Below are 14,118 nucleotides of genomic sequence, written 5' to 3' on the forward strand. Positions count from 1 at the left end.
CTCCTTACGGTGTTGGGTGCTTACCGAACTCGGTGATCATCCCCCGCAGGAACTTCCGAGACTCCTCGAAGCCCAGTGCGGAGGTGGTCAACCGAGTCCAGGCTGTGTCGTAGGCGTCCAGCGCCTTCTTGTCGTCCAGGAAGCGGAACTCTCCCGGACCCTCGGTGTAGGCGACCTCCAGCGAGCCTGCCACCCCGGTCGACGGGATGCGCAGCAGGGTGAACTGGTTGCTGATCGCGGTCCGGCGGCCCACGGGTCGGTCGAACGGGAACACCTGGATCATCATGTGCTCTCGCTGGGACAACTCGATCAGGTGCTCCAACTGCGTGATCATCACCGGTCGGTCGCACCAAACCCGGCGCAGGCACGACTCCGACAGGACGAAGTGCGCGCTGGGCGGTGAGTCCTTGAGGAAGATGCTCTGGCGGTCGATCCGCGCCTGGATGCGGTCCTCCAACGTGAGGCCGTCGACGTCCGGCACGCTCATGTACAGCGCCCGGACGTAGTCCTCGCACTGCAAGAGACCGGGCATGACTTCGACCTCGAACTCGCGGATGCGGTCCGCGTGCATCTCCGTGTCGACGCGCAGTCGCAGTTCCTCGCCGTAGGCGCGGCGGTAGCCGGTGGTCCAGAAGCCCCGCTTGTGGCTGTCCTTGCGCATCTCGAACAGCGTCTCGTGGTAGCCGGTGTCGATGAACCCGAGCTGGGTGGCCAACCGCTCCAGGTCGCCCACCGACACCGTGCCCTGGCCGGACAGGATCTGGCCCATCCGGGACCGGCTGGTGCTCAGGATGGCCGCCAGGTCGGCCGGGGTCTTGCCCGCCGTCTCCATCATGTGCGCGATCTCGCGGCCGAGCATCATCTTCTTCGCGGTCCGAACCGTGGTCATGCCGATTGGCGCCCTTCTCGTGTCGACGACAGTTGACGGTCGAGCGCGCTCCCGGCAGAGCTGGTCGGCTTCCGATCCGCTTCCGCTGCTACCGAGAGTATCGCGCAAGACCACCCGATCAGCCTCGGGCTACGGGTTGCATTGCAACTAATGTAATCCCATACTCAACACATCGCAGTGTGGAATCGCAAGGTTACACACCGTACTCCGTTGAGTGAAAAGGGCCCACCATGACCACCTCCACCGCCGACCGCGCACCGAGCCGCGACGACACCGTCCGCGCCAAGACCCTGCGCGGCCTGATCCTGGCCCGCAGGCTCGACGCGGCCCGCCTGCGGTGCGGCTTCACCACCCGGCAGTTGGCCACGGCCATGTCGATGAGCCCCGCGATGATCAACCGGATCATGACCGGTCGCCGCGTGCCCACCGCCCTGGAAATCGGCGGCCTGTGCGCCCTCTTGGACATCGCACCCCAGCAACGCCAGGTCCTCTACGCCCTGCGGGCCACCGCCGAGCACATCGACTGGATCATTCGTCACCCGATCGAGGGACGCGAGGTGCTGCACGACCTGGAAGCCATGGCCGCCACCATCACCACGCACGACCCGACCCTGATCCCCGGCCCGCTGCGCACCGCCGCCTACCGGGACGCGATCGGCCTCGGCGACGTCGACCGCGCCAACGACGTCGACCGCGCCGAGGCCGTCGACCAGCGGCAGACCCACTTCTTCCTCCCCGCGCGGGTCCTGGACAACCGTGACCTGCCGCGCGAGGTCCTGCGCGAGCAGCTCCGGCACCTGATCGGTCACCGGGCGCACCTCCGCGTCCTGCCGCGCACCGTCCCGCACCCCGGCTTCCGCCTCTTCGACATCGACAACTTCTCCCCGGTCGTCCACATTGAACACCAGACGACCAGCGTGGTTCTGGAGCACCCCGCTTCCACCGTTGCCACTCGGGACCTGGTTGCGCACCTGCGCGAATTTGCCCACCCGGAGGGAAAAACCGCTGAGATCCTCACCGGCCTGCTGGACGCCATGGGCCGGTGACCGCACGCGGGGGTGACAACCGGTGGTTGTCCGCCCACGCGTGTCGTTTGTTTGACGGTCCCTCGCGGGCTCGGCTGCAATGGGCGCTCCTCGTCGAACCCCTTGCGCCGCCTGGAGATGCCGGTTGTCCTCCTTCGTCCACCTGCACGTGCACACCGAGTACTCCATGCTCGACGGGGCGGCGAAGGTCGGGCCGCTGTTCGACGAGGCGGTCCGGCTCGGGATGCCCGCCGTGGGGATGACCGACCACGGGAACCTGTACGGGGCCGACGAGTTCTACCAGTCGGCGAACCGGGTGGGTGTCAAGCCGATCATCGGGATCGAGGCGTACCTGGCACCGGAGAGCAGGCACCACAAGAAGCCGGTGTTCTGGGGCAGGCGCGGTGCCGCGCGCGGGGACGTCTCCGGTGGCGGCGCGTACACGCACATGACCATGCTCGCGGAAAACGCCACCGGCTTGCGCAACCTGTTCCGGCTGTCCTCACTCGCCAGCATGGAGGGCTATTACCGCAAACCCCGGATGGACCGGGAACTGCTCTCCGCGCACGCGGCGGGCATCCTCGCCACCACCGGCTGCCCGTCCGGCGAGGTGCAGACCCGGCTGCGGCTCGGCCAACCCGCCGAGGCACTGCGGGCCGCCGCCGACTACCGGGACATCTTCGGGCCGGACAACTTCTTCCTGGAGCTGATGGACCACGGGCTGACCATCGAACGCGAGGTGCGCGACGGGCTGCTGGACATCGGCGCCGAGCTGGGGCTGCGCCCGCTGGCCACCAACGACTCGCACTACGTGGCCAAGGAACAGGCCGAGGCGCACGCGGCGCTGCTGTGCGTGCAGGCGGGCAAGACCCTCGACGACCCGAACCGGTTCAGGTTCGACGGCGACGGCTACTACCTCAAGTCCGCCGCCGAGATGCGTGCCTACTGGGACACCGAGGTCCCCGGTGCCGCCGACAACACCCTGCTCGTCGCCGAACGGGTGCAGTCCTACGCGGAGGTGTGGGAGCACCGGGACCGGATGCCGGTGTACCCGGCGCCCGAGGGGTACGACGTGGCGTCCTGGTTCCGGGCCGAGGTGCTGCGCGGGCTGGACCGGCGGCTGCCGGGCGGGGTGCCCGCGGAGTACACCGCGCGGGCCGAGTTCGAGATTGACATCATCGTGCGCAAGGGCTTCCCCGCCTACTTCCTGATCACCGCCGACCTGATGGACCACGCCCGCGCGGTGGGCATCCGCGTCGGCCCCGGGCGCGGGTCGGCGGCGGGGTCGCTGGTGGCCTACGCCATGGGCATCACCAACCTCGACCCGCTCGCGCACGGCCTGCTGTTCGAGCGCTTCCTCAACCCCGAGCGCGTCTCCATGCCCGACATCGACATGGACTTCGACGACCGCCGCCGGGGCGAGATGGTCCGCTACGCCACCGAGCGCTACGGCGCCGACCGGGTCGCCCAGGTGATCACCTTCGGCCGGATCAAGACCAAGGCGGCGATCAAGGACGCCGCGCGGGTCCACTTCGGCCAACCCGGGTACGCCATCGCCGACCGCGTCTCCAAGGCGCTGCCGCCGCCGGTCGCGGCCAAGGACATCCCGCTCAGCGGCATCACCGACCCCGGGCACGAGCGGTACGCCGAGGCAGCCGAGGTCCGCTCGCTGCTGGAGACCGACCACGACGCGGGCACCCTGTTCCGGACCGCCCTCGGCCTGGAGGGGCTGATCCGCAACGCCGGGGTGCACGCGTGCGCGGTCATCATGTCCGCCGAACCGCTGATCGACGTGATCCCGCTGTGGCGCCGCGACGACGGCGCCGTCATCACCGGCTGGGACTACCCGTCCTGCGAGGCCATCGGCCTGCTCAAGATGGACTTCCTGGGCCTGCGCAACCTGACCGTCATCGGCGACGCCATCGACAACATCGCCGCCAACCGGGGCGAGACCATCGACCTCGACACCCTGAGCACCGACGACCCCGCCACCTACGACCTGCTGGCCAGGGGCGACAGCCTCGGGGTGTTCCAACTCGACGGTGGCGCCATGCGCGACCTGTTGCGCCGCATGGGCCCCACCGGCTTCGCCGACATCATCGCCGTCAACGCCCTCTACCGGCCGGGCCCCATGGCGATGAACACCCACAACAACTACGCCGACCGCAAGAACGGCCGCCAGGCGGTCGAACCGATCCACCGGGAACTGGCTGAGCCGCTGCACGACATCCTCGCCGAAACCCATGGCCTGGTCGTCTACCAGGAACAGATCATGCAGATGGCGCAACGGGTCGCGGGCTTCTCCATGGGCCGCGCCGACGTGCTGCGCCGGGCCATGGGCAAGAAGAAGAAAGACGTCCTGGAGGAGGAGTTCGCCGGTTTCCGCGACGGGATGCTGGCCAACGGCTTCTCCGACGAGGCCGTGCGGGCGCTGTGGGACACGATCCTGCCGTTCGCGGGCTACGCGTTCAACAAGTCGCACGCGGCTGGCTACGCGCTGGTCGGCTTCTGGACCGCGTACCTCAAGGCCAACTACCAGCCGGAGTACATGGCCGCCCTGCTCACCTCGGTCTCGGACAACAAGGACAAGTCCGCCGTCTACCTCGCCGAGTGCCGGGCGCTGGGGATCAAGGTGCTGCCGCCGGACGTCAACGAGTCCTCGCTGCGCTTCGCGGCGGTCGGGGCGGACATCCGCTTCGGGTTGGGCGCGGTCCGCAACGTGGGCGCGAACGTGGTCGAGTCGATCATCGCCACCCGGGCCGCCAAGGGGCCGTACGCCTCCTTCGCCGACTTCGTGGCCAAGTCGGAACTGGTGTGCTGCAACAAGCGGGTCGTCGAGTCGCTGATCAAGGCGGGCGCGTTCGACTCGTTCGGTCACCACCGGCGCGCGCTGTTCGACGTGCACGAGGAGGCGGTGGACGCCGTGGTCGGGCTCAAGCGGCAGCAGGCCCTGGGGCAGTTCGACCTGTTCGGCGGGGACGACGCGCCTGCGGACACGGGTGCCTCACCGCTGGCGCACCTGCGGTTCGACGCGGAGGAGTGGCCGCGCAAGCACCTGCTGGGGTTGGAGCGGGAGATGCTGGGGCTGTACGTCTCCGCGCACCCGTTGGACGGGGCTGACCGCATCCTGCGCAAGCACGCGCCCAGGTCGATCGGCGCGGTGCTGGCCAACCCGCCGCGCGAGGGGGAACTGGTGATCGCCGGGATGATCTCGGCGCTGGAACGCCGGGTGAACAAGAAGGGGGAGACCTGGGCCATCGCGGTGGTGGAGGACCTCGACGCGTCGATCGAGGTGCTGTTCTTCCCCAAGAGCTACGCCGTGCTGGCCGCTGACCTGGTGGAGGACGCTGCTGTGGTGGTCAAGGGGCGGGTGAACTGGCGCGAGGACAAGCTGTCGGTGTTCGGCTCCGACCTGGCGCCACTGGACGTCAGCAGTGCGGAGGCCGGGGTGGTCGAGGCGCCGCTCCTGTTGGAGATGACCACGGCGAAGGTCGAGCCGGACGGGGTGTCGGAACTGCGCTCGGCGCTGGCGGCCCACCGGGGGAGCACGCCGGTGCGGATCGTGCTGTGCAGTGGGAACCGGCGGATCACGCTGGCGGTGGAGGACTACCCGGTGGCGGTCACGGCCGCGCTCCTCGGCGAACTCCGCTCGCTCCCGGGAGTCCGCGTCGCCCCGTGACGGCGCCCACCGGGCCACGCGGCAGCGAGTGTGGGGGGCGGGCAGATCCGCGCTGTCTCGTGGTGGCCTCGGCGAGGCCCGAGGCGTGGATCAGGGGCGGAAGGCGGGGAGGTCCGCGTCCGGGAGCCAGACCTGGGCCGGGTCCTGCGGGCGGAACCCGGCGCGCACGTGGGCGACCAGGCCCGGCAGCGCGGCGTGCCGGTTGTGGCGGTGCCACAGCAGCGACCACGGGTACGCCGGGCGCGGCGGGTGGACCGGCAGCCGGACCACGCCGGGGTGCTCCGGCATCCGGCACTGCTCGCCGATGAAGCTGATCCGGTCGGTGCTCGCGGCGACGGCGGCCACCATGTGCTCGTAGCCGAAGTTCGGGCCGGTGGTGTCGATCCGCACGCCGAACTCGGCGCCCACCACCTCCCAGAACTCGGCCCACTCGCTGCCGCGCTCGTTGCCGGGCATCCACGCGGTCACACCCGCCAGGTCGGCCATGGTGACCGCCCCGCGCCCCGCCCACGGGTGCCCGGTGCCGACCAGCACCTCCATCGGCTCCAAGTGCACCGGCGTGCTCCGCACCCCGTCCAGCGGAACGGTGACCCGGGCGAAGGCCGCGTCCACCGTCCCGGCCTTGAGGGTCGACCGCGCGGTCCGCAGGCCGTCCGAGGTGACGACGTCGACGTCCACCCCCGTCTCGTGGTAGGCGCGCATCAGTTCCGTGGTCGCCAGCCGGGTGTCCAGCACGTCCACCCGCAGCGGCCGTTCCCGGCGCAGCGCCACCGCGGCCCGGTCCGCCGCCTCCAGCAGGTTCCGCGCGTGCGGCAGGAACCGGTCCCCGTCCCGGGACAGGCCGGTTCCGGTGCGCAGCCGGGACAGCAGCACGGTGCCGAGGTCCGCCTCCAGCTTGGCGACGCGCTTCGAGACCGCCTGCTGGGTGATCCCCAGCTCCACCGCCGCCTCACCGAAGTGCCGGTTCTCCGCGACCGCCACGAAGGCCCGCACCGCGCCCAGGTCCAGTTCCCCCACGCCCCACCTCCCGTGTCAGCGTGCCGAGTGTTCCAGCTCCCCGACCCGAGCCGGTCCGACGTCCGCCGCCCACTCGCGCAGCAGCCCGGCCAACTCCTCGACCCGGTCCGCGACGACCCGCCCGTGCGCCTGGAAGTACGCGATCACCGGCCGGGCGCTGGCCCGGCCCCGGTCGCAGTCCGGGCACAGGGCGACCAACCGGGTGCCGCCGACCTCGGTTCCGTCGGCGTGCAGGAACGAGTGCGGCACGCGCACCGCGCAGACCACCTCGCCCGTGCACCGGTGGCAGCGCAACCCCGCGACCAGGTCGACCTCCCACTCCGGTCCGCCGTGCCCCACCGCCTCGCCCCTCTCGTCGGTTCGAATGCCCATTCGAACCGACGGCGGCGACCGCTGTCCAACAAACGACACGCGGGCGGTCGACAACCAGTGGTTGTTCAGGCGGCGGCGGGAACGGGTTCGGCCGGGGGCAGGGCGGGCACCCGGCGGGGGAGGAAGGAGGCGATGAGCAGCGCGACCAGGGCCGTGCCCGCGCCGATCGCCATGACGATCCGGAAACCGCCCTGCGACGGCAGGGCCGTGTCGCCGAACGGGATCGTCAGCCGTGCCAGTACGAGGCCCGTCACGGCGCTGGACACGGAGGTGCCGATGGCGCGCATCAGTGTGTTGAGGCTGTTGGCCGCCGCCGTCTCCGAGGTGGGGACCGCGCTCATGACCAGGGCGGGCATGGCGCCGTAGGCGAAGCCGATGCCCGCGCCGATCACGCACGACACCAGCACCAGGTGCCAGGTCGCCGACATCAGCACGATGTTGACCGCGTACCCGGCGGCCACGATGCCCGCGCCGACCATCAGCGTCGTCTTCGGGCCGCGCAGGCGCGACACGCGGGCCGACAGCGGCGCGGTGGCCATCATGACCAGACCGGACGGCGCCATGACCAGGCCCACGGCCAGCATCGACTGCCCCAGGCCGTACCCGGTGGCGGTGGGCAGTTGCAGTAGCTGCGGCATCACCAGCGACATGGCGAACATGGCGAAGCCGAACACCGCCGACGCCAGGTTGGTCAGCAGCACCTGCCTGCGCGCGGTGGTCCGCAGGTCGACCAGCGGTTGCCTGGTGCGCAGCTCCCACCGCCCCCACAGCAGCAGGACCACCACGGCCGTGCCGAACAGCGACAGCGTCAGCGCGCTGCCCCAACCCCACGCCGCGCCCTTGGAGATGGCCAGCAGCAGGCAGATGAGCGCGGTCGACAGCCCCAGCGCGCCGACGACGTCGAACCGGCCGCCGGTGCGCACCTGCGACTCCGGCACCAGCGACAGCACCAGGGCCAGCGCCACGACGCCGAAGCCCGCCGACGCCCAGAACAGCACGTGCCAGTCGGTGTACTGGGCCAGCAGGGCGGCGGCGGGCAGGCCGAGGGCGCCGCCGACGCCGAGGGAGGCGCTCATCGTGGCCGTCGCCGAGCCCAGGCGTTCGACGGGCAGTTCGTCGCGCATGATGCTGATGCCCAGCGGGATGACCCCCGAGGACAGCCCCTGCAGCGTGCGGCCGACCACCATGGGCAGCAGGGTGTCGCTCAGGGCCGCGACGACCGAACCGGTGATCATCAGGCCCAGGCTGACCAGCAGCATCCGCCGCTTGCCGTACATGTCGCCGAGGCGGCCCATGGTCGGGGTGGCGACGGCGCCCGCGAGCAGGGTCGCGGTGATCGCCCAGGTGGCGTCGGCGGCGTCGGCTCGCAGCAGCCGGGGCAGCATCGGGATCAGCGGGATGATCAGCGTCTGCATCAGCGCGACGACGATGCCGGAGAAGGCCAGCACCACGACCACGGAGGTCGCCCGCGACGGCGGGATCACCGCCGCGTCGGCGGGCTGGTCGGCAGCTCCGTCGGGGACGGCGCCGTTCGGGACAGCGGCACGGGACACGGTCAGCCTCCGGCTGGGAGCGGGGAACCAGGAGTTAAGTCAGTTGCTTGACTTACCGTAGCAAGGCGCGGTTAGGTGGTGACAGACCGAGGTTGATTGTCGAGGAGGACACACCCGTGGCGCACGGCGACGACGATCACGAGTCGGAATACCCGATCCCCAGTCCGGCCGCGCTGGAACCGCCACCGGAGTGGGCCGAGCTGCGCACCCGCCGCCCGGTCACCACAGTGACCCTGCCCACCGTCGAACTCGCCGTCCCGGCCGCCGAGCTGCGCCGGGTCGAGGGGCTCGCGGTCGGCGGCCTGCGCGAACTCCCGGTCAGGTGGTGACCGTGCCCGGCCGAGTGGTGCGCACCGAGCGGGCGGTCTCCACCCGCGACCAGATCCTCGACACCGCCGAGCGGCTCTTCGCCGAGCACGGCGTCTACGCCGTGTCCAACCGCCAGGTCAGCGAGGCGGCGGGCCAGGGCAACAACGCCGCCGTCGGCTACCACTTCGGCACCAAGGCCGACCTGGTCCGGGCCATCACCCGCAGGCACTCCGAACCCACCGAGGTGCTGCGGGCGCGGATGGTGGCCGCCTGCGCGGGCTCCACCGACATCCGCGACTGGGTGGCCTGCCTGGTGCGCCCGGTGACCGACCACCTGGCCGCCGCGGTCGGCCCCACCTGGTTCGCCCGCTTCGGCGCGCAGGTCATGACCGACCCGGCGCTGCGCGGCATCATGATCGAGGAGGCGCTGGAGGCCCCGTCGCTGCGGCAGATCCTCGACGGCCTGCACCGCTGCCTGCCCGACCTGCCCACCGACGTCCGCGCCGAACGCGGCGACATGGCCCGGCAGCTCATGGTGCACATGGTCGCCGAGCGCGAGCGCGCCCTCGCCGACGGCACCCCCACCCCCAGGGCCACCTGGCACGACGCCGGGACCGGCCTGATCGACGCGATCGTCGGCCTCTGGCAGGCCCCGGTCACCTGACCGGCCTGGAACCCGAACGCACCACCACGAAGGAGCAGGCGACGATGAAGGTGACGGTGGACGAGGACCGGTGCTGCGGAGCGGGCCAGTGCGTCCTGCTCGCCCCGGACGTGTTCGACCAGCGCGAGGAGGACGGCATCGTGGTCCTGCTCGACCCCGCCCCGCGGCCGGACCTGCACGAGGCCGTGCGCGAGGCCGCCGAGGTCTGCCCGGCCGCCGCGATCGAGATCGCGGAGGGCGCGTGAGCGCGGAGCTGTTCCCCATGCAGCGCGCCCCCGGCTGCCCGTTCGACCCGCCGCCCGCCGCGCGGGCCAAGCAGGAGGAGGGGCCGCTGGTCCGGGTCGGCCTGTGGGACGGCAGCACCCCGTGGCTGGTCACCCGGCACGCCGAGCAGCGCGCGCTGATGGCCGACCCCCGGGTCAGCGCCGACATCTCCCGCCCCGGCTACCCCAGCTCCGCCCCCATCCCGCCCGGGGGCACGTCGATCAGCTTCATCCTGATGGACGACCCCGAGCACGGCAGGCTGCGCCGGATGGTGACCGCGCCGTTCGCCACCAAGCGGGTGCAGGCCCTGCGCCCGGCCGTGCAGCGCATCGTCGACGACCTGGTCGACGGGCTGCTGGCCGGGCCGAACCCGGTGGACCTGGTCGACGCGTTCGCGCTCCCGGTGCCGTCGCTGGTGATCTGCGAACTGCTCGGCGTCCCGTACGCCGACCACGACTTCTTCCAGGGCAGCAGCAAGACCGTCGTCAAGCGCGAGGCCACCACCGAGCAGCGCACCGCCGCGATGGGCACGCTGATGTCCTACCTGGACGAATTGGTCGCGACGAAGGTCGAACACCCGGCGGACGACCTGCTCTCCGGCCTGGCCACCCGCGTGCGGGCGGGCGAGCTGACCCGGTCCGAGGCGGCGCAGATGGGGGTGCTGCTGCTCATCGCCGGGCACGAGACCACCGCCAACATGATCGCCCTGGGCACCCTCGCCCTCTTCGAGAACCCCGACCAACTGGCCCTCCTGCGCGACTCCGACGACCCCGCCCTGGTCGCTTCCGCCGTCGAGGAACTGCTCAGGTACCTCAACATCACCCACAACGGCCGCCGCCGCGTCGCCACCGCCGACATCCCCATCGGCGACCAGGTCATCCGCGCGGGCGAGGGCCTGATCATGGCCAACGACATCGCCAACCGCGACGCCGACGTCTTCCCCGACCCCGACCGCCTCGACCTGCGCCGCGACGCCCGCAGGCACCTCGCCTTCGGCTTCGGCGTGCACCAGTGCCTCGGCCAGCAACTGGCCCGCCTGGAACTCCAGGTCGTCTACAGCACCCTCTACCGCCGCATCCCCACCCTGGAACTGGCCACCGACCTCGACGAGGTCCCGTTCAAGCACGACGGGGCGGTGTACGGCGTCCACGAACTCCCCGTCCGCTGGTGATCCGAGACCCCGCGTGCTCTGTGGACTACGTTCCCCACAGGACGCGGACACCGGCGCGGGTCGCGGCCACTGTGGCTCCGGTGGCCGCGACCCGCGCCGGTGGTGCTCCGCGCAACCGGACGAGGAGGCCGCCATGACCACGTTCACCCACACCCCCGCGCCCGACCCGGTGCCCGCCGAGGCCCGGCAGCGGGCGCTGCGGGACCCCGGTTTCGGCAAGGTCTTCACCGACCACATGGCCTCGGCCCGGTGGGCCCCCGAGGCGGGCTGGCACGACCTGCGCGTCCGAGCCCTGGAGAACTACAGCCTCCACCCGGCGTCGGCGGTCCTGCACTACGCCCAGGAGATCTTCGAGGGCCTCAAGGCCTTCCGCCACGCGGACGACAGCATCTGGCTGTTCCGCCCGGAGTTCAACGCCCGCCGGTTCGTCGCCTCAGCCGAACGCCTCGCCCTCCCCGCGCTGCCGCCGGAACTGTTCGTCCAGAGCGTGGTCGCACTCGTCACCGCCGACCAGGCGTGGGTGCCCACCGGCCCGGGGGAGCGCAGCCTGTACCTGCGCCCGTACATGTTCGGCTCGGAGGCATTCCTGGGCGTGCGCCCCTCGGCCCAGGTGGACTACGGGGTCATCGCCTCACCCGCGGGCGCCTACTTCACCGCGGACAGCGGCGTCGCCCTCTGGGTCAGCGAAACCTACGCCCGAGCGGGCCGGGGCGGCACCGGCGCGGCCAAGTGCGGCGGCAACTACGCCTCCAGCCTGGCCGCCCAGGTCGAAGCCCAGCGCAACGGCTGCCACCAGGTCCTCTACCTCAGCGAGGGCGACCGGGCCCTGGAGGAATCGGGCACCATGAACCTCTTCCTGGTCACCGCCGACCGCCACCTGGTCACCCCCACCCTCGGCACCATCCTCGACGGGGCCACTCGCAACAGCGTCCTGGAGTTGGCCGCCGAACACGACCTCGAGCCGGTGGAGCGCAGCGTCACCATCGACGAACTCCGCACCCAGTGCGCGGACGGCACGGTCACCGAGATGTTCGCGGCGGGCACGGCGGCGGTCATCACCCCGATCCTGGAGTTCCGCGGCCGGGGCTACACCCAGGCGGTGGGCGGCGGCACCCCCGGGGCGACCACGCTGGCCATCCGCGAACACATCGTGGGAATCCAGTTCGGCACCCGCCCCGACACCCGGGGCTGGCTCCACCGGGTCGTGTAGCCGCGCACCCCCGAAGTGACTGCTCAGGGCGACCACTCCCCGACCAGGCCGGGACGGGCACCCGCGCAGATCCGGGCCACCGCCTCGTCGAGACCGCCGGGGTGGGCGAACAGGTAGTTGTCCACCCCGGCGAACAGCGTCCCGGAACCCACCATCAGCGTCATGTGCGACCTGTCCTCCCCAACGGGGTAGAGGTCCACCCCCGCCAAGGTGCTGTATTCCCGGTACATCCTCGGCGACAGGCCCGCGACCGCGTCGACCACGCCGAAGCCGGTGTGGTCGAAGTGCCTCACCTCGCCGACGTCGACGAAGGGCGGGTGTGTGACGGTCAGGCCGTCGAACTCGCGGACGAACTCCGTCGGGCCGCCGGTCAAGCCCAGCTCCGCCCACGCCGCCGAGCACGGTGTGGTGTCGACCGCCCGGCCCGGGAACCAGCCCGCGGCACGCAGGAGGTCGTCGACCTCAGCGGGAAACCTCGCCTTCGAACCACTGGACACCAAGATCAATCGCTTCCCCTCGGGGCCACTGTACCGGTCAAAAGCCTGACACTTCACCGTTCCCACCCCCGCGCGCCGGCGGTGATCGTTAGCGTCTGCCCCCACATCGGTGCCTCAGGGACGGGAGCTGTCGTGGCGATCGAGCAGGACCGCAAGAAGCTGGCCAAGTTGCAGGCGGAGCACAAGGAGCACACCGCGAAGCTCACCGAGTTGCAGACCAAGCAGAGGGTCAAGGAAGAGGACGCCAAGCAGGCGAAGGCGGCGGCGGAGAAGTTCGGGCGGGAGGCCAAGGAGGTGCAGCGCAAGCTCACCTCGTGCACCACGCAGATGAGCCGCGTGCAGAGCAGCATCGAGAAGGCTGGGAAGGCAGCGGAGAAGCGGGCCCGCTCCTGAGCGCTGTCCCAGCGCTGGAGCGCGAGGTGACCGAGGAGCGGGTGCTCTTGGCCCCGAGCGGAACGGGTCCTCCCGGTGGCGCAGCCGCAGGGGGCCGGGCTCGACCCGCGGGTCGAGCCCGGCCCGAACGGCGGGACGCTCAGCGTGCGGCGGCGGCGACCGCGGTGCCGAAGGCCGCCATGCCCGCCGCGTTGGGGTGCAGCGGTGCGGCGGCGCTGGTGGGGATCAGCCCTTCGAGGTAGCGCTGGGCGGGTGCGGCGCACGTGTCGTGGCCCTCGCTGACCGCGGCGATGTCCACATAGGTCGCTCCGTGGGCCTCCGCTTGGGCGCGCAGGGCGGCGTTGAGGCGGTTCACCAGGCTCTGCACGAAGTCCGCGTCGCGGGCCCAGATCGGCTGGGTGGGGTGGCAGCCGCCGGGGCGGACGTAGGTGCCGTAGCCCGCGACGACGACCTCGGCGTGGGGGGAGCGGGCGTGGATGGTGTCCAGGGCGGTGCCGAGGGTGGGGGCCCAGGCGTCGATCTTGGCGGCGGTCGGGTTGCCCTTGGCGGCCTCCTGGTCGGCGCAGGAGCGGCCCAGCGGTTCCGGCAGGAGGTTGAGGCAGCCCAGGGTGAGCTGCACCAGGCTGACGTCGTTGCCGCCGATGGTGAGCGACACCAGGTCCGTGGTGGGCTTGAGGGCGTCGAACTGGGGGGACACCAGGCCGAACTGGCGTGAGGTGAAGTGGGCCGTGGTGGCGCCGGAGCAGGTGACGTCGGTCAGTCGGGCGCCGAGGATGCGGGCTGCCACGGCCGGGTAGTCGTTGTCCCGGGAGCGCAGGCACAGCAGGTTCGGGTCCACCTGCGGGATCAGCGGCCCGGCCGCCGCCGAGTCGCCCAGGGCGACGTACTCCAGCGGGTCGGCGGCGCCGGAGGTACCGGCGCCGAGGCCGACGCAGGCGAGCAGGGCGAGGACGGGGGCGGTGCTGATCAACCTGGACCGCGGCACTGGTGCTCCAAGGGGTGAGGTGTTACCGGCGCGTTTATGATCCCGCCAAACGCGGGGGTGTCCGGCTGGGACCTCTGCCAGAGTTCCGGG

The 14,118-nt window shown here is 71.4% G+C and carries 14 protein-coding genes; 8 read left to right on the plus strand and 6 right to left on the minus strand.

Annotated elements, in window-relative coordinates; translation table 11 throughout:
* Positions 1-4 precede the first annotated feature (4 nt).
* On the minus strand, positions 5-889 hold the full coding sequence (locus tag L6E12_RS07985) for a helix-turn-helix transcriptional regulator (RefSeq protein ID WP_236227239.1): 885 nt from the start codon (positions 887-889) through the stop codon (positions 5-7).
* A 230-nt stretch (positions 890-1,119) separates the two neighbouring features.
* Here L6E12_RS07985 and L6E12_RS07990 point away from each other — a divergent pair, with 230 nt between their 5' ends.
* Together L6E12_RS07990 and dnaE are read left to right on the plus strand one after the other, a co-directional pair.
* The gene (locus L6E12_RS07990) at positions 1,120-1,935 is read left to right on the plus strand and encodes a Scr1 family TA system antitoxin-like transcriptional regulator (RefSeq protein ID WP_236227240.1); all 816 of its coding nucleotides are present in this window, start codon (positions 1,120-1,122) and stop codon (positions 1,933-1,935) included.
* A 124-nt stretch (positions 1,936-2,059) separates the two neighbouring features.
* The gene (gene dnaE, locus L6E12_RS07995) at positions 2,060-5,593 is read left to right on the plus strand and encodes a DNA polymerase III subunit alpha (RefSeq protein ID WP_236227241.1); all 3,534 of its coding nucleotides are present in this window, start codon (positions 2,060-2,062) and stop codon (positions 5,591-5,593) included.
* Positions 5,594-5,683: 90 nt separating this feature from the next.
* Here dnaE and L6E12_RS08000 read toward each other — a convergent pair whose 3' ends face one another.
* The 3 genes from L6E12_RS08000 to L6E12_RS08010 all read right to left on the minus strand — a co-directional run bounded on the left by L6E12_RS08000 (position 5,684) and on the right by L6E12_RS08010 (position 8,466).
* A complete protein-coding gene (locus L6E12_RS08000) occupies positions 5,684-6,610 on the minus strand; it encodes a LysR family transcriptional regulator (RefSeq protein WP_236227242.1) in 927 nt (308 codons plus the stop codon).
* Positions 6,611-6,625: 15 nt separating this feature from the next.
* Positions 6,626-6,982 (minus strand): DUF6300 family protein, encoded by a 357-nt coding sequence (locus L6E12_RS08005; protein WP_236227243.1) that lies wholly within the window; start codon positions 6,980-6,982, stop codon positions 6,626-6,628.
* 65 nt (positions 6,983-7,047) lie between these two features.
* Entirely contained in the window at positions 7,048-8,466 is a 1,419-nt protein-coding gene (locus L6E12_RS08010) for an MFS transporter (RefSeq protein ID WP_236227429.1), read from the minus strand.
* Between the two features lie 185 nt (positions 8,467-8,651).
* On the opposite strand from L6E12_RS08010, the gene L6E12_RS08015 reads away from it, so the two are divergent.
* From L6E12_RS08015 to L6E12_RS08035, 5 genes are all read left to right on the plus strand, one after another.
* Positions 8,652-8,864, plus strand: a complete 213-nt coding sequence (locus L6E12_RS08015; protein WP_236227439.1) for a hypothetical protein — start codon at positions 8,652-8,654, stop codon at positions 8,862-8,864.
* Between the two features lie 2 nt (positions 8,865-8,866).
* Positions 8,867-9,508, plus strand: a complete 642-nt coding sequence (locus tag L6E12_RS08020; RefSeq protein ID WP_236227244.1) for a TetR/AcrR family transcriptional regulator — start codon at positions 8,867-8,869, stop codon at positions 9,506-9,508.
* Between the two features lie 44 nt (positions 9,509-9,552).
* Positions 9,553-9,753: a ferredoxin gene (locus L6E12_RS08025; protein WP_236227245.1), complete on the plus strand. Its 201-nt coding sequence runs from the start codon at positions 9,553-9,555 to the stop codon at positions 9,751-9,753.
* Between the two features lie 17 nt (positions 9,754-9,770).
* A complete protein-coding gene (locus L6E12_RS08030) occupies positions 9,771-10,943 on the plus strand; it encodes a cytochrome P450 (protein ID WP_236227430.1) in 1,173 nt (390 codons plus the stop codon).
* A 133-nt stretch (positions 10,944-11,076) separates the two neighbouring features.
* Complete coding sequence (locus L6E12_RS08035; protein ID WP_236227246.1) at positions 11,077-12,153, plus strand: branched-chain amino acid aminotransferase; 1,077 nt, start codon at positions 11,077-11,079, stop codon at positions 12,151-12,153.
* Between the two features lie 23 nt (positions 12,154-12,176).
* Here the strand turns inward: L6E12_RS08035 and L6E12_RS08040 are convergent, their stop codons facing one another.
* The gene (locus L6E12_RS08040) at positions 12,177-12,650 is read right to left on the minus strand and encodes an SUKH-3 domain-containing protein (RefSeq protein WP_236227247.1); all 474 of its coding nucleotides are present in this window, start codon (positions 12,648-12,650) and stop codon (positions 12,177-12,179) included.
* A 132-nt stretch (positions 12,651-12,782) separates the two neighbouring features.
* Here L6E12_RS08040 and L6E12_RS08045 point away from each other — a divergent pair, with 132 nt between their 5' ends.
* A complete protein-coding gene (locus L6E12_RS08045; RefSeq protein ID WP_236227248.1) occupies positions 12,783-13,043 on the plus strand; it encodes a hypothetical protein in 261 nt (86 codons plus the stop codon).
* Positions 13,044-13,182: 139 nt separating this feature from the next.
* Here the strand turns inward: L6E12_RS08045 and L6E12_RS08050 are convergent, their stop codons facing one another.
* Positions 13,183-14,028 carry an SGNH/GDSL hydrolase family protein gene (locus L6E12_RS08050; protein WP_236227249.1) on the minus strand — a complete coding sequence of 282 codons (846 nt, stop codon included), beginning with the start codon at positions 14,026-14,028 and terminating at the stop codon, positions 13,183-13,185.
* Between the last annotated feature and the right edge of the window lie 90 nt (positions 14,029-14,118).

This window comes from Actinokineospora sp. PR83 (genome assembly GCF_021056305.1).
Lineage (GTDB): Bacteria > Actinomycetota > Actinomycetes > Mycobacteriales > Pseudonocardiaceae > Actinokineospora > Actinokineospora spheciospongiae.

Coding starts and splice junctions, on each gene's coding strand:
- L6E12_RS07985 (WP_236227239.1), bottom strand. CDS start 889: ATGACCACGGTTCGGACCGCGAAGAAGATGATGCTCGGCCGCGAGATC.
- L6E12_RS07990 (WP_236227240.1), top strand. CDS start 1,120: ATGACCACCTCCACCGCCGACCGCGCACCGAGCCGCGACGACACCGTC.
- L6E12_RS08005 (WP_236227243.1), bottom strand. CDS start 6,982: ATGGGCATTCGAACCGACGAGAGGGGCGAGGCGGTGGGGCACGGCGGA.
- L6E12_RS08025 (WP_236227245.1), top strand. CDS start 9,553: ATGAAGGTGACGGTGGACGAGGACCGGTGCTGCGGAGCGGGCCAGTGC.
- L6E12_RS08030 (WP_236227430.1), top strand. CDS start 9,771: ATGCAGCGCGCCCCCGGCTGCCCGTTCGACCCGCCGCCCGCCGCGCGG.
- L6E12_RS08035 (WP_236227246.1), top strand. CDS start 11,077: ATGACCACGTTCACCCACACCCCCGCGCCCGACCCGGTGCCCGCCGAG.